This is a genomic window from Arthrobacter jiangjiafuii, from assembly GCF_018622995.1.
Lineage (GTDB): Bacteria > Actinomycetota > Actinomycetes > Actinomycetales > Micrococcaceae > Arthrobacter_B > Arthrobacter_B jiangjiafuii.
In genome coordinates, this window is sequence record NZ_CP076022.1 from 2,766,938 (window position 1) to 2,791,169 (window position 24,232).

Here is a 24,232-nt window from a genome sequence, read left to right on the forward strand (position 1 = left end):
CCGGGTTGTTGTCGAAGCGAAACATGGAACTCCCCCGGTGAAGGAGTTATGCGTTGGCGCCGGAGAGCCGGGCGGCGGCTGCTGCCACGCGCTCGTCGGAGCCTGTCAGCGCGATCCGGATGAAACCGGCTCCCGCGTCGCCGTAGATGACTCCGGGACCCGCCACGATGCCGAGGTTGGCGAGCCGCTCGATCGTGGCCCAGGTGTCCTCGCCGGTGGTGGCCCACAGATACAGGCCGGCTTCAGAGTGGTGGATGGTCGCACCGAAGGCCTGCAGGGCGGGCACCAGCAGCTCACGGCGTGCCCGGTACTTATCCTTTTGGGCGGCAACGTGCCCGTCGTCGGACAGGGCGGCGATCATGGCTGCCTGGACCGGCGCGGGAACAATCATGCCGGCGTGCTTGCGGCTGTTGACCAGGTTGGCGATGATGCCGCTGTCTCCGGCCACAAAAGCCGCACGGTAGCCGGCCATATTGGATTGTTTGCTCAGCGAATATACCGACAAAAGCAGGTCATTACTGCCGCCGCTGATTTCCGGGTCCAGAATGCTGGGGACCGGCGCTCCGCCGCGGGCAGTGTCCCAGTCCCCCCAGCCCAGCTCCGCGTAGCATTCGTCCGAGGCGACAACTGCGCCCACCGCCCGGGCCGAATCCACCAGGCGCCGCAGGGACGCTGCGCTGCGCACAATCCCCGTCGGGTTGCCCGGCGAGTTGACCCAGACCAACCGCACACGGGCACGCACGGCGTCGTCGAGCTCATCCAGGTCATCCGCTGCCACCGGTGTGGCGCCGGCCAGGATGGCGCCCATGTCGTAGGTGGGGTAGGCAACGGTGGGGCGAACGACGACGTCGCCCTCCCCCAGCCCCAGGAGCAGGGGCAGCCAGGCCACCAGTTCCTTGGAGCCGACCGTGGGCATGATGTCCTGCGGGTCCAGTCCGGGAACATTGCGGCGCCTGGCGTACCACGCGGCGATGGCCTCGCGGAGGGCGGGGGTGCCGTGCGTGGTGGGATAGCCCGGTGCGTCAGCGGCAGCCGCCAGCGCGTCGGTGATCACGGCCGGCGTGGGATCCACAGGCGTGCCGATGGACAGGTTGACCGCGCCTTCCGGATGCGCGGCGGCCAGCTTGGCAAACGGCGCCATGGCTTCCCACGGATACTCCGGCAGGTCCAGCCCGAAGGTGCGGGAAGGGACCGCGCTCATGCCTCTTGGTTCTGCGGCGGCAGGCCGGCGATGATGGGGTGGTCCTTGTGCGTGTTGCCGATCTTGGCGGCGCCGCCCGGGGAGCCGAGGTCATCGAAGAACTCAACGTTGGCCTTGTAGTACTCGGCCCATTCTTCGGGGGTGTCGTCCTCGTAGTAGATGGCCTCGACGGGGCAGACAGGCTCACAGGCACCGCAGTCGACACATTCGTCGGGGTGGATGTAGAGGGAGCGTTCACCTTCGTAGATGCAGTCCACCGGGCATTCCTCGATACATGCCTTGTCTTTTACATCCACGCATGGCTGCGCAATTACGTACGTCACGTCCCTTGCCTTCCTGATCTGCGGAGAATCCCGGACGGGGAAAATCCACTAAGTGTTGGTTCCACGTTAGTAGCCCAGATCATTATCTCCCAGCCGGGAGGTGCCGCGTACCATGTAACGGTGAACGCTCGAAGCCCCTCCGCCGTCCTCCGCGCCCTGCCTCCCGGGACCCGCGTGGTGCTGCGCTACCGGATCGACGGCGGTTTCACCGATGTCCTGGGACCCCTGGTCCGCGCCGGTGAAGACGACGTGACAGTGGCCGGACGACGCGGCGAGGTGACGGTCCCCTGGTCCCTGGTCACCGCTGGAAAGGAAATCCCGCCGCCTCCGCCGCGGCGGGCTCCGCGGAGAACAGCCACTTAAAACCAAACAGCCGCCGCGGTTTCCCGCAGCGGCTGTTGGTTTCGTGCAGCTGTGCTGTTGCTCAGCCCGGATAGGGCGGCGGATAAGGCGTTGGCATTTCTGCGGCTGCCTGTTCCGCGAGGAACCTGCGCTCCCGGGCCTGCACCCGCCTGGTCAGGAGTACTGCCAGGACGGTCACGGCAGCCTGGCCGTAAAGCCAGATCAGGCCGGCCAGGACAATGCCTGGCTGTTCTTCCAGGGCAGTGCCGGTGATGATCAGCGGGGTGTCCCCCAGGTCCAGGGAAAAGAGCCCCAGCACAAGGTAGGCAATGGCGCCCGCCGCTGCACTCCAGACTGCCGATCCGGCCCACAGCCCGGCGAAGACTGCTATCGCGCAGCTCAGGACCAGGGCTCCAACGGCCCCCAGGGGCACCGCAGTGTCCCCGAGATAGAGGATCTGGGCGTGGAGCCCGGTCCCCAGCACGGCGGCCAGCAGGCCGCCGAGGACAGCCGCAACCGGGGCCCGCCAACGCGGAACCCGGTGCAGCTTCCCTGATGCGGTGGTAATGATTAGCCCTTGGCGCGTGCGCGGGTGACCTTGGCACGCTCCGAAGCGTTGAGGACCAGCTTGCGGATACGGATGGACTCCGGGGTGACCTCGACGCACTCGTCTTCACGGGCGAATTCGAGGGATTCTTCCAGCGTCAGCTTGCGCGGCGGGGTGAGGTTCTCGAAGGTATCCGAGGAAGCGGCACGCATGTTGGTGAGCTGCTTTTCCTTGGTGATGTTCACGTCCATGTCATCGGCGCGGGAGTTCTCGCCGACGATCATGCCCTCGTACACCTCGGAGGTGGGCTCCACGAAGAAGGAGCCGCGTTCCTGCAGCTTGATCATCGCGAACGGAGTGACGACGCCGGAGCGGTCAGCGATCAGCGAACCGTTGGTACGGTACTCGATCGGGCCGACCCAGGGCTCGTAGCCCTCGGCGATGGACGAGGAGATGCCGGCGCCATGGGTTTCCGTGAGGAACTTGGTGCGGAAGCCGATGAGGCCACGGGCGGGAACGATGAATTCCATCCGGACCCAACCGGTGCCGTGGTTGGACATGTTGACCATGCGGCCCTTGCGGACAGCCATCAGCTGCGTCACTGCGCCGAGGTATTCCTCGGGTACGTCGATGGTCATGTGCTCCATCGGCTCGCACTTCTTGCCGTCGATCTGCTTGGTCACAACCTGGGGCTTGCCCACGGTCAGTTCGAAGCCTTCGCGGCGCATCTGCTCCACGAGGATGGCCAGCGCGAGCTCGCCACGGCCCTGGACTTCCCAGGCATCCGGACGCTCGGTCGGAAGAACCTTCAGCGAAACGTTACCGATCAGTTCCTTGTCGAGGCGGTCCTTGACCTGGCGGGCGGTAACCTTCGCGCCCTTGACCCGGCCGGCCAGCGGCGAGGTGTTGATACCGATGGTCATGGAGATCGCCGGATCATCAACCGTGATCAGCGGCAGCGGCATCGGGTTGTCGATGTCGGTGAGGGTTTCACCGATGGTGATGTCCTCGATACCGGCAACGGCAACAATTTCGCCGGGTCCGGCGGATTCGGTCGGAACACGGTCCAGGGCCTTGGTGGCCAGCAGTTCGGTGATCTTTACGGACTTCAGGGTGCCGTCCGCGCGGGCCCAGGCAACGGTCTGGCCCTTGTGCAGGGTGCCGTTGAAGATGCGCAGCAGGGCCAGGCGTCCCAGGAACGGCGAAGCGTCCAGGTTGGTGACGTGGGCCTGCAGGACGCCGTCCGGGTTGTAGGTCGGGGCCGGGATGTGGTCAATGATCGTCTGGAACAGCGGTTCCAGGTTGTCGTTGGCGGGAGCGGAGCCGTCGGCCGGCTGCTCCAGGGAAGCGGCGCCGACGCGGGCTGCTGCGTAGACAACCGGAACGTTCAGGACGAGGTCCAGGTCCAGGTCGGGAACTTCGTCCGCGAGGTCCGAGGCCAGGCCCAGGAGCAGGTCCATGGCTTCGCTGACTACCTCGTCGATACGGGAGTCAGGTCGGTCGGTCTTGTTGACCAGCAGGATGACGGGGAGCTTGGCGGCCAGGGCCTTGCGCAGCACGAAGCGGGTCTGCGGCAGCGGACCTTCGGATGCGTCAACAAGCAGGACAACGCCGTCGACCATGGACAGGCCGCGCTCGACCTCGCCGCCGAAGTCGGCGTGGCCGGGGGTGTCGATCACGTTGATGGTGATGGTTTCACCCTTGGCAGCCGGGCCGTTGTAGAACACGGTGGTGTTCTTGGCCAGGATGGTGATGCCCTTTTCGCGCTCCAGGTCACCGGAGTCCATCACGCGTTCTTCCACGTTTCCGTGGGCGGCAAACGAGTTCGTCTGCTTCAGCATGGCGTCGACGAGGGTCGTCTTACCGTGGTCAACGTGGGCCACAATCGCAACGTTGCGGAGATCGCTTCGTACTGCGGTATTTACAGCCGTGTTGGTTTCTGACATGCGTGAGGACTCAATTCATAGGAGATAAGTTCGAAGGTGGTGCACAGTAGCCCGGGGTGTTTCCGGGTCAATCCGGCCGTTCTGTACGAATCCCGCTCTACACGTATGCTCCGTAAAGAATGTACCGAAGGCGCCGCCGTCAGCGGGCACGCTACCATTCTAATCCGAAGACCATAAGTTCCCTAATGGACGTGTCGCCGGCGGACTGCAGCCCCATGCAGAAGGCAGGCGCCCCGCGGGGCGCCTGCCTTCTGCATGCCCGGTCCGGGCGGGGCAGGGCGCTAGGCCACTTCGGGCGGCAGTTCCAGGCGTGAACCGGGAATAGCAGCCAGCAGGGCCTGCGTGTAGGCCTGCTGCGGAGCGTCGAACACCTGGTCGGTGGTACCGGTCTCCACCAGCTTGCCCTTTTCCATAACGCAGACAAAGTCCGCGATCTGGCGCACCACGGCCAGGTCATGGGTGATGAACAGGTAGCTCAGCCCCAGTTCCGACTGCAGGTCAGCCAGCAGGTTCAGGATCTGGGCCTGGACGAGCACGTCCAGCGCGGACACGGCTTCGTCACAGATGACGACGTCGGGATCCAGGGCCAGCGCGCGCGCGATGGCCACCCGCTGGCGCTGGCCGCCGGAGAGCTCGTTCGGGAAGCGGCGCATCACCGAGGACGGCAGGGCCACCTGGTCAAGGAGCGAACGCACCTTGGCCTCGCGGGACTTGGAGTCCCCGATCTTGTGGACCCGAAGCGGCTCCTCGATCGTGCGGAAGATGTTGTTCATCGGATCCAGGGAACCAAACGGGTCCTGGAAAATGGGCTGCACCCGACGGCGGAACGCAAAGAGGCGCTTGTTGTTCAGCGTGGTCATGTCCACGCCGTCGAACAGGATCGACCCACTGGTGGGCGTCTCCAGGTTCAGCACCATGCGGGCAACGGTGGACTTGCCCGAACCGGACTCGCCTACCACTGCCGTGGTGGTGCCGCGCTTGATATTGAAGGAGACGTTGTCCACTGCAGTGAAGTCGGTGGACCGTCCCAGGCCGCTGCGCAGCTTGAAGACCTTGGTCAGGTCCTTGACCTCGATGACGTTGTCCGCCACGGCCAGCTTGCCGCTGTCCTCGGTGGTCAGCAGGTCCTCGCTGGCGATGCCCAGGCTCTTCGCCGAGTCAATGCGCTTGGACGCCAGCGACGGCGCGGACTCCACGAGCTTACGGGTGTACGGATGCTGGGGATTGGTGAGGATTTCCAGGGCCGGCCCGGATTCCACTACCTGCCCCTTGTACATCACGACGACCTTCTGGGCGCGCTCCGCGGCGAGGCCGAGATCATGGGTGATCAGCAGCACTGCGGTACCGAGTTCCTCGGTCAGCGTTTCCAGGTGGTCCAGGATCTGCCGCTGGACGGTGACGTCCAGGGCCGATGTGGGCTCGTCGGCGATCAGCAGCCGGGGGCGGCAGGAGAGGCCGATGGCAATCAGTGCGCGCTGGCGCATGCCGCCGGAGAACTCGTGCGGGTACTGCTTGGCGCGCCGGGCGGCGTCGGGCAGACCTGCCTGCTCCAGTACCTTGGCAACATCCGCAGGTGCGTGCGGAAGCCCGTTGGCACGGAGGGTTTCCTTGACCTGGAAGCCGATCTTCCACACCGGGTTCAGGTTGGACATCGGGTCCTGCGGAACCATGCCGATGGAGTTTCCGCGCAGTTCCTGGATCCTTTTGGCGCTGGCGTTGGAGATGTCCTCGCCGTCGAACAGGATCTGCCCGGAGCTGACGCGGCCGTTGCCCGGAAGCAGGCCGATCGCGGCAAGCGCGGTGGTGGACTTGCCCGAACCGGACTCCCCCACAATCGCCACGGTTTCCCCCGGCATGATGGTCAGGTGTGCATTCCGAACAGCCTGCACATCGCCGTTCGCGGTGGTGAAGGTGATGGCGAGGTCGCGGACCTCCAGCAGCGGCTGCGCCGGTGCGGTTTTTTCAATGTTGATGGTCATCGTTTGCGCGCCTTCGGATCAAGAGCATCACGGACAGCGTCACCGAGCATGATGAAGCTCAGCACGGTAAGGGACAGGGCGCCGGCGGGCCACAGCAGGGCTGCCGGGTCCGTCCGCAGCGAGCTCTGGGCCGAGGAGATGTCATTGCCCCACGACATGATGCTCGGGGGCAGGCCGATGCCCAGGAAGGAAAGCGTTGCTTCCGCGACAATGAACGTACCGAGCGAAATGGTGGCGATCACGATGACCGGCGCCATGGCGTTGGGAATGACGTGCTTGACCAGTGCCGAGAACTTCGAGACGCCCAGGGCGCGGGAAGCGATGACAAAGTCGGCATTGCGCACCGAAAGCACCGCGCCGCGGGTGATGCGGGCAACCTGCGGCCAGCCGAACACCAGCAGCGTGAACACCACGGTGAGAGTGGTGCGGTTCTCCCGGAATGCCGGGAGCTGCATGATGATGATGGCGCCGAGGATGAGCGGCAGGGCGAAGAAAATGTCGCCGAGCCGGGCCAGGATGGCGTCGAGCCAGCCACCATAGTAGCCCGCCAGCGCACCCAGGATTCCGCCAATGATGACGACGGCCAGGGTGGTGATCACGCCAACCATCAGGGAGGCGCGTGTTCCGTAGATGACGCGGGCGTAAACGTCGCAGCCCTGGAACGTGAACCCCAGCGGATGCCCGGATACCGGATCACCGTTGGAGTTGGCCAGCAGGCAGTTTTCATCCGGTGAGGCGCTGGTGAAAAGGCCCGGGAAGGCGGCCGCGGCAAGGATCAGCAGGATGAGCAGGGACGAGATAATGAACGTCGGCTGCCTGCGCAGGTTCCGCCAGGCCTCCCCCCAGAGGCTCAGCGGCTGGACGTCGTCCTTGACCTTGTCGGTCTCAGCCAGAGGGGTCTCCTCCAGCGGAGCCACATAGTGCTCGATGTTGGTGGTGTCTTTATGCATAACGGATCCTCGGATCAAGCCAGGCGTACAGGAGGTCTACGAGAAGGTTGGCCACGACGTAGACAAGGACAAGGACGCTCACGATCGAAACGATGGTGGGCCCTTCGCCCCTGATAACCGATTGGTACAGCCGCTGGCCGACGCCGGGCACGTTGAAGATGCCTTCGGTGACGATCGCTCCGCCCATCAGCGCACCCAGATCCGCACCGAGGAATGTCACCACGGGGATCAGCGAGTTACGCAGGATGTGGACGGTGACCACGCGGGGCCGGGACAGGCCCTTGGCCGTGGCGGTGCGGACATAGTCGGCATTCATGTTCTCGATCACCGAGGTGCGGGTCAGGCGAAGCACATAGGCGAAGGATGCAAGACCGAGCACGATGGCCGGCAGGATCAGGTCCGTCCAGCCGGCGTTGCCGCCCACGGTGGGACTGGTCCATTGCAGCTTGACGCCCACCACGAACTGGAGCAGGAAGCCCAGGACGAACACCGGAATGGCGATGACGATGAGCGAGACAATCAGGACGGTGCTGTCGAAGATCTTGCCCTTCTTCAGCCCGGCGATCAGGCCAAAGACGATGCCGAATACGGCCTCGAAGAGCAGCGCGAGCACGGCCAGCCGCATTGTCACGGGGAAGGCCTGTGCCAGCACGTCGGTGACCAGGCGGCCGGAGAAGTCGAAGCCCAGGTTAAACGTCACCAGGTTCTTCAAATACAGCAGGTACTGGACGATGAACGGCTGGTCCAGGTTGTACTGGCTCCGCAGCTGGGCGGCAACGGCCTCGTTCACCGGCTTGTCGCCGAACAGTGCGGCGATGGGGTCACCCGGAAGGGAGAACACCATGAAGTAGACAAGGAATGTGGCCCCGAAGAAAACCGGGATCATTTGGAGGAAGCGTCGAATCACGTACCCGGCCATCAGGAACGGCCTCCGGGCAGTGTGGGGGGATGTGGATTTCGCATGAATAAACCTGTTCTTGGTTAGAACCCGAAAACGAACCGGGGCACCGCCTTGTGGGCGGGCCCCGGTTCGGTCGGTCTAGATTCTGCTATTTGGCCGTGACGTTGTAGTAAACGGGAACACCGTTCCAGCCGGTTTCAACATTGTCCACGTTGTTGGACCAGCCGGACTGTGCCACCTGGTACCACAGCGGGATGACGGGGAGGTCCTTAAGCAGGACTTCCTGTGCCTGGTTGAAGATCTTGGAGCCCTCTTCGGGTGAAGAAGCTGCAAGGCCGTCACTGAGCAGGGAGTCGAACTCTTCGCTCGAGTAATCGCCGTCGTTGGATCCTGCGCCGGTGCCGTACAGCGGGCCCAGGAAGTTGTTCAGCGACGGGTAGTCTGCCTGCCAGCCGGTGCGGATGGCTCCGGTCAGCGACTTGGCGGTGGCGTCGGCGCGCAGTTCCTTGAACGTTGCGTACGGCTTGCCCTCGGCGGTGATGCCCAGGTTGTTCTTGAGGCCGTTGGCTACGGCGTCAACCCATTCCTTGTGGTTGGCGTCGGCGTTGTAACCAAGCGTGAAGGCCTGACCGGCGGGCCAGGGCGAGATTTCCTCGGCCTGGGCCCAGAGTTCCTTGGCCTTCTCGGGGTTGAACTCAAGCACCTCGTTGCCGGGGACGCTGTCGCTGTAGCCGTCAATCACGGGAGCGGTGAATTCGGTGGCCGGTTCGCGGGAACCGGAGAAGACGACCTCGGTGATTTCGTCGCGGTTGATGGCCATCGAGATGGCCTGGCGGCGCAGCTGGCCGGCCTCGCCGGAGAACTCGGGCAGGTAGCCCGGGATCGTGATGGTCTGGTTGCCGGCGTACGCCTTTTCGGAGTAGCGGCCTTCACCCAAATCAGTCTTGAACGTCTTCAGGGCACTGTTGGGCATGGTGTCCAGGATGTCCAGGTTGTCCGACTGCAGGTCGGCGTAGGCGGCATCGAAGGAGGAGTAGAACTTGAAGGTCACTCCGCCGTTCTGCGGCACGCGGGTACCGGTGTAGTCCGGGTTGGCGACGAGGTCGATATCGATCTCGTGCTCCCAGGCACCTTCTCCGGCCAGCATGTACGGGCCGTTGCCGACGGGGTTCTCACCGAAGGTCTTCGGATCTTCAACGGCACCGGCCGGCAGCGGGAAGAACGCGGTGTAACCAAGGCGCTGCGGGAAGTCAGACTCCGGCTGGCTCAGCTTCACGGTGAAGGTGGTGTCATCAACGACGGTCAGGCCGCTCATGGTGTCCACGGTGGCGTTTTCGGCGCTGACGTCGTCATACCCTTCGATGCTCTCGAAGAAGTAGGAGTTCAGCTGCGCGTTCTTTGCAGCAGCACCGAAGTTCCAGGCATCCACGAAGGACTTGGCCGTGATGGCCTCGTCATTGGTGAACTTCTGGTCAGCCTTCAGCTTGATCGTGTAGGTCTGGGAATCCTCGGTCTCGATGGACTCTGCGAGTTCATTGACCGTGGCGCCGTTGGCGTCGTAGCTGACAAGGCCCTCGAAGAGCAGGTCCATGATGCGTCCGCCACCAACTTCGTTGGTGTTCACGGGCATCAGCGGGTTCTGGGGCTCGGTGCCGTTGGCCGTGATGATGGCAGTGGCATCGCCGGCGCCTTCAGTCGAGCCGGACTCGTCGGATCCCCCGCCGCAGGCGCTGAGCGCCAGCATGGCTACAGCCGCAACGCTGAGCAGTTTGGAAGTGCGTGTGAAGCGCATTCCGCCTCCTAATGTTCTGTATAAGGCCGACAATTTTGGCGTCGGCGCCGCGGCTCGCTGATAGTGAGCCGACTCACAAAGTCAAAAGCATAGGGCTTTGGGGTTTACCGTACTCACTCCGGGGAGTCCCAAATCACCGTGTCGCGTCTTCGGCAGGCCTGCCTCCGGCCCTGAACCCAGCGCCGATAAGGAAATACATAGAAACACATGCGGATGTAACGATTTGGCATACGGGCGTCGTGTTAAGACGCAATGGTGTCTTTTGACGGAATCCGCGTGTAAAACCCCGTGGTCCGCGCCGAACCCGTCAGCGGACAACCGCCCATTCCCAGAAGTTCCACCACAGTCCGGTGGAATTGGGCATGTATTCCACCTTCTCGATGGTGTCTGCCGAGGCGGAGAGCCCGGGCAGCTGGTACAGCGGCAGTCCGTACCGGGCATCCCAGATCAGCTGGTCGATTTCGATCCGGAGTTCGTCCCGGCGCTGCGCATCGGGCTCCGCCACCAGCTCGGCCATCAGGGCATCGGCATCCGGGCTGGAAAACCCGTTGTAGTTGGACGCGGCGCCGGTGCGGAAGACCTGCGGCACGCCGGCCACCCCCACCCCGCTGGCGGTCCAGCCGAAGATCGCCGCGTCGTAACTGCCGGTGCCCAACCCGGCCGCCCACTCGGCGGCGGGCAGGCCGCCGTCGACCACTGTGAACCCCGCCTGTGCCGCCGAGCCCCGGATCAGCTCGAAGGCCCGGGCCCGGTAGGGATTGTCGCGGTCGTAAAGGACCCGGACCTCGGGCGTCTCTCCGTCCAGGAGTTCCCGGGCACGCTCCAGATCAGCCTCGGCGAACGCCTCGGATCCGTTCGCTTCCGCTGCCGCCTCATACCCCGCCTGGTCGGTGAGGAACACCTGGGAGTCCAGCGGCTGCGCGCCTGGCTGCAGCTGGGCAACGGTGGCTTCCACGATCTGCTGCCGGGGAACCGTTTCCATAAAGGCCTCGCGGACGGCCCGGGTGGCGAAGACGCCGTTGAAGTTCAGGTCCAGATGGTCGTAGGCGAGCTGGTTCCCCTGATGCAGGGTGGTATTTCCCAGGGCTTGAAGCCCGGGCAGCAGGTCGGCGTCCGGCTGCGGACTGATAATGTCCACCGAACCGTCCTTCAGCGCAGCCACCTGCGCGGTGGGATCCTCGATGAACCGGATGGTGATCTCATCAAGTTCAGGGAGCGGCCCCCAGTCATAGTCCTCGTTCCGGACCAGGGTCAGCGAGGAGCCGGGGCTGATGTCCTGGACAATGAATGGCCCGTTGGACAGATAGAGAGCCGGGTCCTCGGGCAGGTCCGCGGCGCTGAACGCGGTGTTCCAGTAGTCGGCGACGGCGCGCAGTTCCGGATTGACAGGCGCCGGCTCCAGCGGGGTGCCCCGTGGCGTCTGCAGCAGCAGCGTGGTGAGCGCCTTTTCGTCGGCCAGGCCGGCGCCCTCGGCCACGATATGGGCCGGAACCGCAATGCCTCCGCTGTCCGTCAGCGATCCGAAAGCCGTTTCCCAGTCCGCGTATGGCCGGGAGTAGGTCAGCGTGATGGAGCGGTTCTCGTCGCCGATTTCGGGCAGCCCCGTCAGGGCAAGGGCTTCGGTGGAGCCGGCATAGTCGAAATAGCGGGTCCCGGACACCGGTGTTCCGTTGTCACCGATCCGCTCGTCGTCGTACCGCCCGGACCCCGCCGCCCACGCCAGGACCATGTCGTCAGCGCCTACCGGCGCGCCGTCGGACCAGGCCACACCGTCGTTGACGGTGTACTTCACCGTGAGCGGGTCATCGGAGAGTTTTTCGTACCGGCCGAAATCCTCCAGCGGGACAATCTCCAGGTTGTTGTCCACGTAGTTGAAACCGGAGTGGGTGGCATAGGCCAGCTTGCGGTTGATGCTCGTATTGCCCGCCGTGGTCTGCGGATTGAAGGAATTCACGACGCCGGACTCGGCGACGGATATTTCCCCGCCCGGAGTGGGTGTTGGGCTGGGCACGTCGTTCACCCGTTGCTCGGGGGTGCATCCGCCCAGCGCCAGTGCGGCAATGGCAGCGGCTGAAGCGCATAGCGTGGTCAGGCGGTTCAAGCGCATTTTCCGAACTCCCAGGGTCGACGGCACCCTGTGATGATTACACACCGGGTCCTTTTCGCCCCGCAATGCGCTGGGAAAAGGATGCCAGCCCTTCGCTCCGCCTCCCTGATCCGGTAGGAGCAGGCCCCTACTAAACTTGGAGATACCACCCGGCACGACGACGACACAAAGGACTTTCGTGAAAATCACCATCATCGGCGGCTCGACAGGCACCGGAGCGCAGCTGGCTTCGCTGGCACACGACGCAGGCCATACTGTCACCGTCGTTTCGCGCAGCGGCCGTGCCCCGGCCGGGGTCCGGGCCATCACGGGCAATGCAACGGATCCAGCCGTGGCATCCGAGGCAGTTGTCGGAGCTGACGCCGTTGTGGTCACGGTGGGCGGAGCCAAGGGCATTGCCCACCAGCGCGCTGCGGTCACCCGGACCGTCGTTGACGCCATGCAGGAGGCAGGTGTCCGCCGGCTCCTGGTGCAGTCCTCGCTTGGAGCCGGAGATTCAGGTTCGCAGCTGCCCGGCGTACTGGGGCTGATCACCCGGGTCGTGCTGGCCAAACCGCTGGCCGATCACAACGCCCAGGAGGCTGCCGTGACCGGCTCCGGCCTGGACTGGACGCTCGTGCGGCCCACCGGCCTCACCGATAAGGCACCGGCGGGCACCTGGCAGGCGCATCAGGTGGGCGACGGCGGCAAGCTGCGCGGATCGATCGCCCGCGGCGACCTTGCGGCATGCATGCTCGGGATCCTCACCGATGACTCCACCATCGGCAAAGCCTTCGGTGTGAGCAACTGATCACTTGACGTAAGTTCAGTGCCAGCCGGCGCCGTCCCCGGACACAACCTAGGCGGCAGCCGGTTGCTCCGTCACCGGAGCGGAGCCGCCCGGCTGGGTGCCGGGCTTGAGGCGCGGCCCGATGACCCACAGCAGGATCCCGAGCAGTGCCCATACGGCGAGGGTCAGTGCTGCTCCCGCACCGCCCCCTCCCCCGAAGTACGCAACGGACCGAACGAGCGTCCCCGCTGCCCCGGGCGGCAGCAGCTGCCCGATCACTGCCACTCCAGAGGGGAGCCATTGGGCACTGGTTGCAATGCCGGCAAACGGGTTCCCCACGAACATCATGGTCATGGCCGCGATGGTAAAGCCCTTCCCGCCGAAACACTCATGAAGCCCTGCCAGCGGCAGGGCAAGCGCTGAAATACCCAGCGCAACGCTCGCGGCAACCGGCAGGACGGCCCCGTCAAAGCTGCCGAAGACGTACTTCAGCACCCCGGCGACAACGAATCCGCCGACGACCGAGAAGCCGAGAAGCCCGGCAAAGATCCAGCCTCGCCGTCCGGGGAGCATCGAGCGGAAGGCGACGGCCGGCACAATGCCTCCAAAGACCAGGGGGAAGGCGAGTCCCCCGATGCCCACGCCTGTCGGGTCCGCGGCCGGAAGCGGCACGACGTCGACAATCTCGGCTTCCGCCCGCATGCTGCCTGCCAGCGCTGCCCCGGAGGTACTTACGGTGCCGGAGATGGCTGTGGAGCCGGCGCTGGCGACATAGACCTCGACTTTGGGGCCGGATAGATCGAAGCCGCCAACGATTTCCCGGTCGCGGATGCCCTGCTCGAGCTCGGCGTCGCTGTCATAGCTCCGCACAGCGAAGGCCCCCGGCGAGCGATCCTCCAAGTACCGGGACGCCGTGCCGACCTGGTCAGGCGTGCCGACGACGCCCACGCCCAGATCACGCGGACCGGAGAACAGCGAGGGGGAAATAAACAGCATCAGCAACGCCAACAGGACTACTGAGAGTCCAAGTGTGAGCCCTGCCCAGATGATCGCGGGCTTGCCTCGGGAAGCAGTGGGAGTCGACATGTGCACCTTCTTTGTGGAGGAATTCCCTCCACATAATACCGGATGTTTTTGCTCCGGTTAGACTGGGAGCCGATGTGAGCGGTGGATCAATTCGGAGGGAGTCCCGTTGAGGGCTGACGCGGCACGGCGCAGACAGGGAATCATCAGGGCTGCGAAGCATGTGTTCGCGGAGCGGGGCGGTGATGTGGCCCTCGAGGTGGTCGCTGCGGCGGGCGGCGTGGGTATCGCGACCCTGTACCGGAATTTCCCGTCCCGTTACGACCTGGTTTATGCCGTGGTTGAAGACACGGTGGAGCGCATTCTGGATGCTGTCACCGCCGCACGCGGGGCTGCGGGGCAGGATCCGGCGGCGGCGTGGGCCGACCTGCTCGCCCGGCTGGTAGACATGGAACTTGGGGCGCTCATTGACGCCATTGGCCTGCAGGCACGCTCCGGTTCGAAGGATGCCTCAGCGTTGGGGCACTTGCAGCAGCCGGCCCTTGATGCCCTCGATGAGCTGCTCTCCGTGCTCAAGGACGCAGACGCCATCCGGCAGGACATCAAGGCCCTCGAGGTCCTCGTTGCCGTTGCGACGATTACCCGCCCGCAGGTGGCGCCCATCCGCGAGGCTGCCCCCGGCGTCCACCGCCAGCTGGCCGACGCCTATCTGGCCTGGAGCCGCTCCTAGAAGGGCCCAGGCCACCACCAGCGATGTCCTGATCGGCGCTCGCGCTCCCGCTCAGCCCGGCGTCGGGCCGCGTCGTAATAGTCCTCGCACGCCGCATCATAAAGCGCCTGAGGCAGAGTCAGCGGTGCATGGCTCAACTGGCGTCCTGCCAGCAGATCTCCGATCGCCCCCGGGATCAACCGCATCCCCTGCCAACCGTTCACGGACTTTGTGAGCCGTCCGCCCTCCACCGTGAGCCGCATCCCCCAGGACGAGTCGACCTCAGCAAGGCCGGAACCGACCAGGATCGATGCTGCCGTCTCTATCTGTTCCCGTGATGGGACATCGGCCTGCAGCATGTCCCATCCCGACAGCAGCGTGCGGACCGATGAGGGGCGCTTCCCACGAGGCAGCAGGGTCATGAGTGTCGCGGCGCCATCCATGTCTCTACGGTCCATGCCGGTTACCCTAGTGCACTTCAGGCAGCGGGAGGGCCCTGGTGGCTGTGCAGCACCCGAGCGGTGGACCTCAGCCAGCCCGCCGGTAGTGCGCGGAGATTGCACCGTTGCTCAGCTGTTCCGCCTAGATCAGCTCGAGGCGGCGCGTGCTGTCGAGAAGACCCTGGTAGAGGGTGGGGGACCGTGGCCGGTGATTCGGGCTGGACGAGGAACTTGTACTCATCAATCAGGTCCAGCCGGTCCAGCCCTGCCGCCAGCCTGCCACTGCCGACGAGTACCCCGTCCGAGGTCCGGTCGGGGTCCTTGAGATCCTGCACCGCGGAAGTGTGCGTGCGTCTCATCGTCGGCGATGCCCTCCTGATGATCGATACAACCATCCAGGGTGACGTTGGCCGTCCTCAGACGCTTTCGCGGAGGGCAGCATTTCTACTGATTCAGGCGAGGGATCTAGACGTTGAAGCGGAACTCCACCACATTCCGTAACCGAATAACCCCTGCTCCACACCAAATGAGAACTGTCCGACGGACGGCCAGCGCTCAGCGCCGGGGCAGGCTGGGATTGCTTCGTGGAGTTACTGCGGAGGCTCTTGAAGGACCAGGCCTTCGTCTCCGGGGAGGACTTTGCCCTGATCCCGCTCGGCACTGTCCTCCACATTCAATGTAAACGCGTCGCCCGGCGAGCAGGGAGCAGTAGCCCCGATACTGTACGACTCGTCGGACGCATAGGTGTCGAATTCAGCCCTGAGGACGGGACCGCCCTCGGCGAAGACAGTCGGGTGCGTTGTCGGATTTACGGTGCGTACGGTCATGCCGAGGGATTCCCAATAGTCGGCGACGCGCTTGGCATCCCCAATATGGTCGGTTCCACGGGGCGCCCAACGGTCGTAGCTGTAACTGGCGGTGGCATCCTCCCGTCCATGGCTGCTTTCGGGGGTGCACTCCTGCGCTGCCGCTGACCCGTTGCGGGGCCACCACCCAGTGATATCGAGCTGTTCGGCGGTATTGAAAACGAGCTCGACCACCCGGTCCCGCCCCTCGCGGGCACTGATTGCCGTAGTGGGCTCCTTCTCGGCGCAGGCGGTTATTGTCATTCCCATCATGAGCGCGGAAGCCGCTGCCGTGAGGATCCTTATATGTGGCTTAGCGGCGGACATTTCATTCCTTCGAGTAAGGGCTTTAGCGGACCAGCCGGTCCCATCGGAACCTGCGGGCGGGGCGCCGGGAGGGGTAATTGCATTGTGGGATTACTGTGGAGGGTCCTGAAGCACGAGGCCTTCGTCTCCGGGGAGGACTTTGCCTTGATCCCGCTCTGCGCTGTCCTCCTCATTCAAGGTAAAGGCGTCGCCCGGCGAGCAGGGAGCAGTAGCCCCGATACTGTACGACTCGTCCGCTGCATAGGTATTGAATACAGCCCTAAGGACGGGACCACCCTCGGCGAAGACGGTCGGGTGCGTTGTCGGATTTACCGTGCGTACGCTCATGCCAAGGGACTCCCAATACTCGGCGACGCGCTTGGCATCCCCAATATGGTCGGTTCCCCGGGGTGCCCAGCGGTCGTAGCTGTAACTGGCGGTGGCATCCTCCCGTCCACGGCTGCTTTCGGGGGTGCACTCCCGCGCCCCCGCTGACCCGTTGCGGGGCCACCACCCGGTGACGTCGAGCTGTTCGGCGGTATTGAACACGAGTTCCACCACCCGGTCCCGGCCTTCCCTGGCACTGATTGCCGTACTGGGCTCCTTCTCGGCGCATGCGGTTATTGTCATTCCCATCATGAGCGCGGAAGCCGCTGCCGTGAGGATCCTTATATGTGGCTTAGCGGCGGACATTTCATTCCTTCGATTAAGGGCTTTAGAAGACCAGCCGGTCCCACCGGAACCTGCGGGCGGGGCGCCGGGAGGGGTAATTGCATTGTGGAGTTACTGCGGAGGGTCTTGAAGGACCAGGCCTTCGTCTCCGGGGAGGACCTTGCCTTGATCCCGCTCGGCACTGTCCTCCTCATTCAAGGTCCAAGCGTCGCCCTGCGAGCAGGGAGCAGTAGCCCCGATACTGTACGACTCGTCGGATGCATCAGTATCGAATTCAGCCCTGAGGACGGGACCACCCTCGGCGAAGACAGTCGGGTGCGTTGTCGGATTTACCGTGCGTACGCTCATGCCAAGGGACTCCCAATACTCGGCGACGCGCTTGGCATCCCCAATATGATCCGTTCCCCGGGGCGCCCAGCGGTCGTAGCTGTAACTGGCAGTGGCATCCTCCCGTCCACGGCTGCTTTCGGGGGTGCACTCCTGCGCCCACGCTGCGCCGTTGCGGGGCCACCACCCGGTGACGTCGAGCTGTTCGGTGGTATTGAAGACTAGTTCAACCACCCGGTCCCGCCCTTCTCTGGCACTGATCTCCGTACTGGGCTCCTTCTCGGCGCATGCGGTTATTGTCATTCCCATCATGAGCGCGGAAGCCGCTGCCGTGAGGATCCTTATATGTGGCTTAGCGGCGGACATTTCATTCCTTCGATTAAGGGCTTTAGCAGACCAGTCGGTCCCACCGAAACCTGCGGGCGGGGCGCCGGGCGAGGTAATTGTATTGTGAAGTTACTGCGGAGGGTCTTGAAGGACCAGGCCTTCGTCTCCGGGGAGGACTTTGCCCTGATCCCGCTCGGCACTGTCCTCCTCATTCAAGGTCCAAGCGTCGCCCGGCGAGCAGGGAGCAATAGCGCTAATACTGTACGACTCGTCCGCTGCATAGGTATTGAATACAGCCCTAAGGACGGGACCGCCCTCGGCGAAGACAGTCGGGTGCGTTGTCGGATTTACCGTGCGTACGCTCATGCCAAGGGACTCCCAATACTCGGCGACGCGCTTGGCATCCCCAATATGGTCGGTTCCACGGGGGGCCCAGCGGTCATAGCTGTAACTGGCAGTGGCGTCCTCCCGTCCATGGCTGCTTTCGGGGGTGCACTCCTGCGCCCACGCTGCGCCGTTGCGGGGCCACCACCCGGTGACGTCGAACTGTTCGGCGGTATTGAACACGAGTTCCACCACCCGGTCCCGGCCTTCCCTGGCACTGATTGTCTCTTCCGGCGTCGTCTTCTCCGACATTGTCGTGCTTGGCTCCTTCTCAGTGCATGCGGTCATTGTCATTCCCATCATGAGCGCGGAAGCCGCTGCCGTGAGGATCCTTATATGTGGCTTAGCGGCGGACAATTCATTCCTTCGATTAAGGGCTTTAGCAGACCAGCTGGTCCCATCGGAACCTGCGGGCGGGGCGCCGGGCGAGGTAGTTGCTTCGTGGGATTACTGCGGAGGGTCTTGAAGGACCAGGCCTTCGTCTCCGGGGAGTACTTTGCCTTGATCCCGCTCTGCACTGTCCTCCTCATTCAAGGTCCAAGCGTCGCCCGGCGAGCAGGGGGCAATAGCGCTAATACTGTACGACTCGTCGGACGCATAGGTGTCGAATTCAGCCCGGAGGACGGGACCACCCTCGGCGAAGACAGTCGGGTGTGTTGTCGGATTTACCGTGCGTACGCTCATGCCAAGGGACTCCCAATACTCGGCGACGCGCTTGGCATCCCCAATATGGTCGGTTCCACGGGGGGCCCAGCGGTCATAGCTGTAACTGGCAGTGGCATCCTCCCGTCCATGGCTGCTTTCAGGGGTGCACTCCTGCGCCCCCGCTGACCCGTTGCGGGGCCACCACCCGGTGATGTCCAACTGTTCGGCGGTATTGAACACGAGTTCGACCACCCGGTCCCGGCCTTCCCTGGCACTGTTTGTCTCCTCGGGGGTGTTTTTCTCCGACATTGTCGTGTTTGTCTCCTTCTCAGCGCACGCGGCTAGTGTCGTTCCCATCATGAGCACGGCGGCAGCGGCCGTGAAGATCTTTATACGCGTCTTAGAGGCTGGCACCGTTCATTCCTTCTATTAAGGCCTTCTGCTGGTCAGTCGGCCCCAACGGAGCATACTCGGTGATCAACTCCGTTTCCCCTTTAATAGCCCGGGCCGTATTTTTTAGGGATTCTGTTCCTTTGTCTAAGTATCCGGCCTGTTCACCGTTATCAGACATATGCGTGGAGTGGTCCGTAACCACCCGTCCGGCGTCACCGCCGGTATCAGTGCCAAAAGCGTGGGACCCGAACTCAGAGTCCATGGGGTTCACCGTGTGATCACGGCTGGTCTCCCGGCCGATCCAAGCCCACTGATCCCCACTTTCGGTTTCCCAAGGCATCTTGTCTCGTGCGTGTCCGGAATACACCTGCCCGGCATTGAGATCGGCGGCCGTATCGACGTTGTCGGGCAGGCCCGCCGAGCCGAGGGTGATGAAATTATCCACATGGATGCCCGGCTGCGTGAGGGCCACCGCAGCCGTCGTCGTCCCGTAGGAGTGGGCCACAATGTTTACCTGCGGCATGATCTCACCGCGGACCGCGGCCAGGCCACCGAGCGCTCCGCCGAGTTTATGCCCGCCGGCGACTGCTAGATTCACGTCACGAACACCTAGGTCAGGGTTTTCCAATGTGGGCTCGGGCGGGGTCTCATATCCGATCCATGCCACAACGGCACTTCCCTGAGGAAGCAGGTCATGCAGGTTTTGGCCGGATTTCGTCCACCCCGTCATGTCCTTATAGGAAGTTGTGCCCATTCCCGGAACAGCATAGGTAACACTGTCAGCGGTATCGAGATCACCGATCGACACCGCAGCCAAGGGAGGATTGTCTTCGGTGAAGGAGATCAATTGCCTCGTTGCCCAACCGCCTGGAACTTGGAGCGCCTTTTGGATATTGTGCAGTCCGTCGAGCTGCTTCTGCAAAAGGGAATTTTCCACTACGACCGCCAGCGGCGGCATCCCGCCGTCGCCGTCCGTGCCGTCGAGGAGACACTGCTTTTGCGCTAGTTGCGCCTCCAGGTCGGCTATGGCCGACTTGAGTGCGGTTTGGTTCGCGTGGTCCCGGGCTGTATACGGGAGTCCTTCCAAGTTTCCGAAGACCTCTGGGAACTTGGTCAGCAAGAGGTCCTGCCGGGTCGAGAACGGGGTTCCGGTGCCCGTTTGCGGGTTCATGGCCGTCCACCACGAGTGGATCTCGGCGGGGTCTATCGACAGAAGCTGTGACTGCAGTGCAGGGGAGGCCGCCATCATGGCGGCTAGCTCCTTCGCGGGCAGGGACGAGAGCTCATGCAGCAGGTCCTGATCGCTCAATGGAGCGGCAGCAGCGGCTACCAGATCAAGCGCATGATCCAACAGGACACCCCCGCCGGCGGCAGCGAACGCGTTAGCTACATTTTCAATCCAATCGGCATCCGACCGATTTTCCACCAGGAGCTGTGCGAACCCGACAAGGAACGTGGTCGATCCCAGCGGAACCCAGGAACACGAAGAGGTGAACGCCGTCCACGCGTTCCCCAGCTGTATGAATTCGTGGCTCAGCGCTGAGTCATCCGCTCTGGCCTGGGCCACGAAGGTGCGTAGATGGTCCGGATCAGCAGAACTTTCCAGTTTCGACGAGCCACCTCCGCCTGATGTGCGAAAGCGTTGCATGGGAGAGAATACCGCCCAGATGGTAGGAGGCGCTTCGGGTGTCTCAGAGGGTTTCCGATCAAAGAACCCGTCCATGCCGACGCCGATATCTCCGATGAAGTTCTCGTTTTCGCGTCTGGTTTCACGTTCAGCCTCGCGTTCCCGCCAATCGGCCAGTTTGGTCTGCCTGTCATTTTCCTTCCGTGCTTGCTCTCGGGCCACTTCCACCTGCGCAGCAAGATCGTCAAGCACACCGGACAGCCTGCCGCGATCCTGGAGCTCAAAGGACGCAGCGGCTTTGAACAACTTGGCATACCCGCCAGCGAAGTCCGCTACCGCAGTCTCAACGGCACCACGGCGCAACACACCTACATCCCGAAGCCGCCGGTCCACGTCACGGGCAACCCTGGCCAGCGATGCGGCAGCATTATCGTCAAACGGAACAGACACCGTTTGCTCCTTCAACGAGGACGGGCTCATCCCAATTGTGGGTGTAGTCGGGGTGGGACGCTGCCTGGTTTTTCAACCGGAACGCCTCGGACTCGAATGCCCGCCGCGCCGACCCGGCCACCCCGTAATCGAACCGCCCACCATAGGACGCCCCCGACTCCGGCAACAACGGCATCTCAACGAATTCAGTCACAACCAACGCCCCCCAGGCACGGAACCACAACGATAAAAGCATCGGGCCCGCCGGGTAAACACACGCACGGGCACAAAAGAAGAAAAGAGACCCTCACAAGCAAACCGGCGCGGGCAACACCGCGCACGGCTACTACTCAGGCGCCGCCGCCGGCCGAGAAGATGTCCTGGGAGATCTTCTGCAACTGCGTCCGCAACTCCTCGAGCTCCTGGCGGGCCTTATCCAGGGCGGCCTTGGTCTCCGGCCACGTTGAACCCCGGAACTGGGCGGCCAGCGGGCCGTCCCAGGTGTTCGGATCGGACAGGATCTTGCCCTGCGTATCCAGCGCCGAAATCTGATCAGTAAAACCACCATTAATGATGGACTGCACCTGGCCGATAGCGGACTTGGCCTGCTCAGTAGACAACACACGTGACATATAGATTCCCCCGTTGCGACAGTTGCTTCCTCACCGGCATACATGCCGGTGCCCGAATAGGGTTGACGGTACCAACACGACCGCTATAAATCCACTGTGATAAATGAACTATTATCCCGACAACGTGGCCAGCGAATCCTGTGTGCACTTAGTGGGTAGCGCATATTCGCGACGCTTCAGTTTGGATCCCCTAGCGAAAGATCATCCGCTGCCGTGGTGCGAGGGCCGCATATGGCCGTCCCTCGGCCGTTGTTTGCCAAAGTGGCCAGAATGCAAACACGACTTACGACCGTCCAACGCGCTTCCGGACCACGGAGCCTGTCGGAGTAGGCACTTCGCGAAAGCTATCGACCCCCGGTTATAAGAAATGCCGCCCTCAACGTTTCCGTGGAGGGCGGCATTCTCATTGATTCAGACGAAAAACCTATACATTGAACCTAAACTCCACCACGTCGCCGTCGGCCATGACGTATTCCTTGCCTTCAATGCGGACCTTGCCGCGGGACTTGGCCTCGGCCATGGAACCGGCCTCGATCAGGTCGTCGAAGGAAACCACTTCAGCCTTAATGAAGCCGCGCTGGAAGTCGGAGTGGATGACGCCGGCAGCCTGGGGCGCCGTGTCGCCGCGGTGGATGGTCCATGCACGGGTTTCCTTGGGACCGGCCGTGAGGTAGGTCTGCAGGCCCAGGGTGTCGAAGCCGACCCGTGCCAGCTTGTCCAGGCCGGACTCCTCCTGGCCGCTCATCTCGAGCATTTCGCGGGCTTCTTCTTCGTCCAGCTCCACGAGGTCGGATTCGAGCTTGGCGTCCAGGAAGATCGCCTCGGCCGGAGCCACGAGCCTGCGCAGTTCCTCCTGGCGCTCCGGGCTGGCCAGCACGGCGTCGTCGACATTGAACACGTAGATGAACGGCTTGGCGGTGAGCAGGCTCAGCTCGCGCAGGTGCTCCATTTCCAGCTTGTCGCTGGCCACTGAGGCGAAGATGGTATCGCCGCGCTCCAAAACAGCCTGAGCGGCCTGCATGGCGGCCAGCTGCGCGGCGTCGCGCTTCTTGATCTTGACTTCCTTCTCCACCCGCGGGATCGCCTTTTCCAGCGTCTGCAGGTCGGCAAGGATCAGTTCGGTGTTGATGGTCTCCATGTCGGAGCTCGGGTCCACCTTGCCGTCCACGTGGATGACATCGGGGTCATCGAACACGCGGATCACCTGGGCGATGGCCTCGGCTTCACGGATGTTCGCCAGGAACTGGTTGCCCAGTCCTTCACCTTCGGACGCGCCCTTGACGATGCCGGCGATGTCCACGAAGGACACCGTGGCCGGCAGGATCCGGGCCGATCCGAAGACCTCGGCCAGCTTGGCCAGGCGCGGATCCGGCAGCGACACGACGCCGACATTCGGTTCGATGGTGGCGAACGGGTAGTTCGCCGCCAGAACGTTATTGCGGGTCAGCGCATTGAACAGGGTTGATTTGCCGACGTTGGGCAGGCCGACGATGCCAATAGTAAGAGCCACGGTAAACAATCATACCGGTGCCCGCGCTACGCTCCGGCGCGCCGGCCTCCGAGACCCCGGGAGGTGTCCCCCATGGCCTTGAGCGTGGCCCGGATTTCCTTGGGCAGCGAGAACATGATGTCCTCCTGCGCGGTGACCACTTCCTCGACGTCGCCGTAGCCGTAGTCGGCCAGCAGCCGCAGCACGTCCTGGACCAGGTTCTCCGGGACGGAGGCGCCGGACGTGACGCCCACGGTGGACACGCCCTCGAACCAGCTCTCATCCACCTCGTTGGCGAAGTCGACGCGGTAAGAGGCCTTGGCTCCGTATTCAAGGGCCACCTCGACCAGGCGCACCGAGTTCGAGGAGTTGGCCGAGCCCACCACCAGCACCAGATCCGCATCCGGAGCGATCTTCTTGATCGCGGCCTGGCGGTTGGAGGTGGCGTAGCAAATGTCGTCGCTGGGCGGGTCCTGCAGGGTCGGGAAACGCTTCCGCAGCAGTCCGACGGTGTGCATGGCTTCATCAACGCTAAGCGTGGTCTGCGAGAGCCAGATGACCTTGTCGGGGTCCCGGACGGTGACCTTGTCCACGTCTTCGGGGCCGTTGACAATCTGGGTGTGCTCGGGCGCCTCGCCGTAGGTGCCTTCGACTTCCTCGTGGCCGGCGTGCCCGATCAGCAGGATGTCGAAGTCGTCGCGGGCAAACCGGACAGCTTCCTTGTGGACCTTGGTCACCAGCGGGCAGGTGGCGTCGATGGTGCGCAGCTGCCGGTCCGCCGCGGACTGGACGACGGCGGGGGAAACGCCGTGCGCGGAGAAGATCAGCAGCGAGCCCTCGGGAACCTCGTCGGTTTCATCGACGAAGATGGCGCCCTTCTCCTCCAGTGTGTGGACCACGTGCAGGTTGTGCACAATCTGCTTGCGGACGTAGACGGGCGGGCCGTAGGCCTCCAGCGCCTTCTCCACGGCAATCACGGCGCGGTCGACGCCGGCGCAGTAGCCGCGCGGGGCGGCGAGCAGGACGCGGCGGGGTCCGCTCACGGGGGCGGCGGCGGCAATGTCCTCAGGGCTGCGGCGTCGGCGCGGCACGGTGGGCATAGGCACGGATACGGCAGTGCTGGTCAT

24 protein-coding genes are annotated in these 24,232 nt (G+C 63.7%); 3 read left to right on the top strand and 21 right to left on the bottom strand.

Features of this window, described 5'->3' with window-relative positions; translation table 11 throughout:
- Window positions 1–46 precede the first annotated feature (46 nt).
- Both dapC and fdxA read right to left on the bottom strand, forming a co-directional pair.
- Window positions 47–1,201, bottom strand: coding sequence for a succinyldiaminopimelate transaminase (gene dapC / locus KKR91_RS12925; RefSeq protein WP_210231152.1), 1,155 nt, complete (start codon window positions 1,199–1,201; stop codon window positions 47–49).
- On the bottom strand, window positions 1,198–1,524 hold the full coding sequence (gene fdxA, locus KKR91_RS12930; RefSeq protein WP_210231151.1) for a ferredoxin: 327 nt from the start codon (window positions 1,522–1,524) through the stop codon (window positions 1,198–1,200). Before fdxA ends, dapC begins: the two co-directional genes overlap by 4 nt.
- 120 nt (window positions 1,525–1,644) lie before the next feature.
- Between fdxA and KKR91_RS12935 the strand changes: the two genes are divergently transcribed.
- Complete coding sequence (locus tag KKR91_RS12935; protein WP_210231150.1) at window positions 1,645–1,887, top strand: putative acetyltransferase; 243 nt, start codon at window positions 1,645–1,647, stop codon at window positions 1,885–1,887.
- A 61-nt stretch (window positions 1,888–1,948) separates the two neighbouring features.
- On the opposite strand, the gene KKR91_RS12940 is transcribed toward KKR91_RS12935, so the two are convergent.
- From KKR91_RS12940 to KKR91_RS12970, 7 genes are all read right to left on the bottom strand, one after another.
- A complete protein-coding gene (locus KKR91_RS12940) occupies window positions 1,949–2,350 on the bottom strand; it encodes a hypothetical protein (RefSeq protein WP_210231149.1) in 402 nt (133 codons plus the stop codon).
- A gap of 86 nt (window positions 2,351–2,436) precedes the next feature.
- Entirely contained in the window at window positions 2,437–4,359 is a 1,923-nt protein-coding gene (gene typA / locus KKR91_RS12945) for a translational GTPase TypA (protein WP_210231148.1), read from the bottom strand.
- 281 nt (window positions 4,360–4,640) lie between these two features.
- Window positions 4,641–6,338: an ABC transporter ATP-binding protein gene (locus KKR91_RS12950; RefSeq protein ID WP_210231147.1), complete on the bottom strand. Its 1,698-nt coding sequence runs from the start codon at window positions 6,336–6,338 to the stop codon at window positions 4,641–4,643.
- Window positions 6,335–7,288: an ABC transporter permease gene (locus KKR91_RS12955; protein WP_210231146.1), complete on the bottom strand. Its 954-nt coding sequence runs from the start codon at window positions 7,286–7,288 to the stop codon at window positions 6,335–6,337. The genes KKR91_RS12950 and KKR91_RS12955 overlap by 4 nt, the downstream gene beginning before the upstream one ends.
- A complete protein-coding gene (locus KKR91_RS12960; protein ID WP_210231145.1) occupies window positions 7,281–8,207 on the bottom strand; it encodes an ABC transporter permease in 927 nt (308 codons plus the stop codon). Before KKR91_RS12960 ends, KKR91_RS12955 begins: the two co-directional genes overlap by 8 nt.
- A gap of 130 nt (window positions 8,208–8,337) precedes the next feature.
- Entirely contained in the window at window positions 8,338–9,981 is a 1,644-nt protein-coding gene (locus tag KKR91_RS12965) for a peptide ABC transporter substrate-binding protein (protein WP_210231144.1), read from the bottom strand.
- A 307-nt stretch (window positions 9,982–10,288) separates the two neighbouring features.
- Entirely contained in the window at window positions 10,289–12,088 is a 1,800-nt protein-coding gene (locus tag KKR91_RS12970) for an ABC transporter family substrate-binding protein (RefSeq protein WP_210231143.1), read from the bottom strand.
- 178 nt (window positions 12,089–12,266) lie between these two features.
- On the opposite strand from KKR91_RS12970, the gene KKR91_RS12975 reads away from it, so the two are divergent.
- Window positions 12,267–12,878: an NAD(P)-dependent oxidoreductase gene (locus KKR91_RS12975; RefSeq protein WP_210231142.1), complete on the top strand. Its 612-nt coding sequence runs from the start codon at window positions 12,267–12,269 to the stop codon at window positions 12,876–12,878.
- Between the two features lie 48 nt (window positions 12,879–12,926).
- Here the strand turns inward: KKR91_RS12975 and KKR91_RS12980 are convergent, their stop codons facing one another.
- A complete protein-coding gene (locus tag KKR91_RS12980; RefSeq protein ID WP_210231141.1) occupies window positions 12,927–13,943 on the bottom strand; it encodes a hypothetical protein in 1,017 nt (338 codons plus the stop codon).
- 106 nt (window positions 13,944–14,049) lie between these two features.
- Here KKR91_RS12980 and KKR91_RS12985 point away from each other — a divergent pair, with 106 nt between their 5' ends.
- Window positions 14,050–14,610 (top strand): TetR/AcrR family transcriptional regulator, encoded by a 561-nt coding sequence (locus tag KKR91_RS12985; protein ID WP_210232190.1) that lies wholly within the window; start codon window positions 14,050–14,052, stop codon window positions 14,608–14,610.
- Here KKR91_RS12985 and KKR91_RS12990 read toward each other — a convergent pair.
- From KKR91_RS12990 to KKR91_RS13040, 11 genes are all read right to left on the bottom strand, one after another.
- Entirely contained in the window at window positions 14,607–15,047 is a 441-nt protein-coding gene (locus tag KKR91_RS12990) for a hypothetical protein (RefSeq protein ID WP_210231139.1), read from the bottom strand. The genes KKR91_RS12985 and KKR91_RS12990 overlap by 4 nt on opposite strands.
- Window positions 15,048–15,619: 572 nt before the next feature.
- Window positions 15,620–16,138, bottom strand: coding sequence for a hypothetical protein (locus KKR91_RS12995; protein ID WP_215057236.1), 519 nt, complete (start codon window positions 16,136–16,138; stop codon window positions 15,620–15,622).
- Window positions 16,139–16,291: 153 nt separating this feature from the next.
- Window positions 16,292–16,810: a hypothetical protein gene (locus KKR91_RS13000; protein ID WP_215057238.1), complete on the bottom strand. Its 519-nt coding sequence runs from the start codon at window positions 16,808–16,810 to the stop codon at window positions 16,292–16,294.
- 153 nt (window positions 16,811–16,963) lie between these two features.
- Window positions 16,964–17,413, bottom strand: a complete 450-nt coding sequence (locus KKR91_RS13005; RefSeq protein WP_215057240.1) for a hypothetical protein — start codon at window positions 17,411–17,413, stop codon at window positions 16,964–16,966.
- 222 nt (window positions 17,414–17,635) lie between these two features.
- Window positions 17,636–18,142 carry a hypothetical protein gene (locus KKR91_RS13010; protein ID WP_210231135.1) on the bottom strand — a complete coding sequence of 169 codons (507 nt, stop codon included), beginning with the start codon at window positions 18,140–18,142 and terminating at the stop codon, window positions 17,636–17,638.
- A 195-nt stretch (window positions 18,143–18,337) separates the two neighbouring features.
- Entirely contained in the window at window positions 18,338–18,844 is a 507-nt protein-coding gene (locus tag KKR91_RS13015) for a hypothetical protein (RefSeq protein WP_210231134.1), read from the bottom strand.
- Window positions 18,845–18,935: 91 nt separating this feature from the next.
- The gene (locus KKR91_RS13020) at window positions 18,936–21,005 is read right to left on the bottom strand and encodes an alpha/beta hydrolase (protein WP_210231133.1); all 2,070 of its coding nucleotides are present in this window, start codon (window positions 21,003–21,005) and stop codon (window positions 18,936–18,938) included.
- On the bottom strand, window positions 20,989–21,198 hold the full coding sequence (locus KKR91_RS13025; RefSeq protein WP_210231132.1) for a hypothetical protein: 210 nt from the start codon (window positions 21,196–21,198) through the stop codon (window positions 20,989–20,991). Before KKR91_RS13025 ends, KKR91_RS13020 begins: the two co-directional genes overlap by 17 nt.
- Window positions 21,199–21,334: 136 nt before the next feature.
- On the bottom strand, window positions 21,335–21,616 hold the full coding sequence (locus tag KKR91_RS13030; protein WP_210231131.1) for a pyrophosphorylase: 282 nt from the start codon (window positions 21,614–21,616) through the stop codon (window positions 21,335–21,337).
- Window positions 21,617–22,040: 424 nt separating this feature from the next.
- The gene (ychF, locus tag KKR91_RS13035; RefSeq protein WP_210231130.1) at window positions 22,041–23,126 is read right to left on the bottom strand and encodes a redox-regulated ATPase YchF; all 1,086 of its coding nucleotides are present in this window, start codon (window positions 23,124–23,126) and stop codon (window positions 22,041–22,043) included.
- Window positions 23,127–23,152: 26 nt separating this feature from the next.
- Complete coding sequence (locus KKR91_RS13040) at window positions 23,153–24,232, bottom strand: 4-hydroxy-3-methylbut-2-enyl diphosphate reductase (protein WP_210231129.1); 1,080 nt, start codon at window positions 24,230–24,232, stop codon at window positions 23,153–23,155.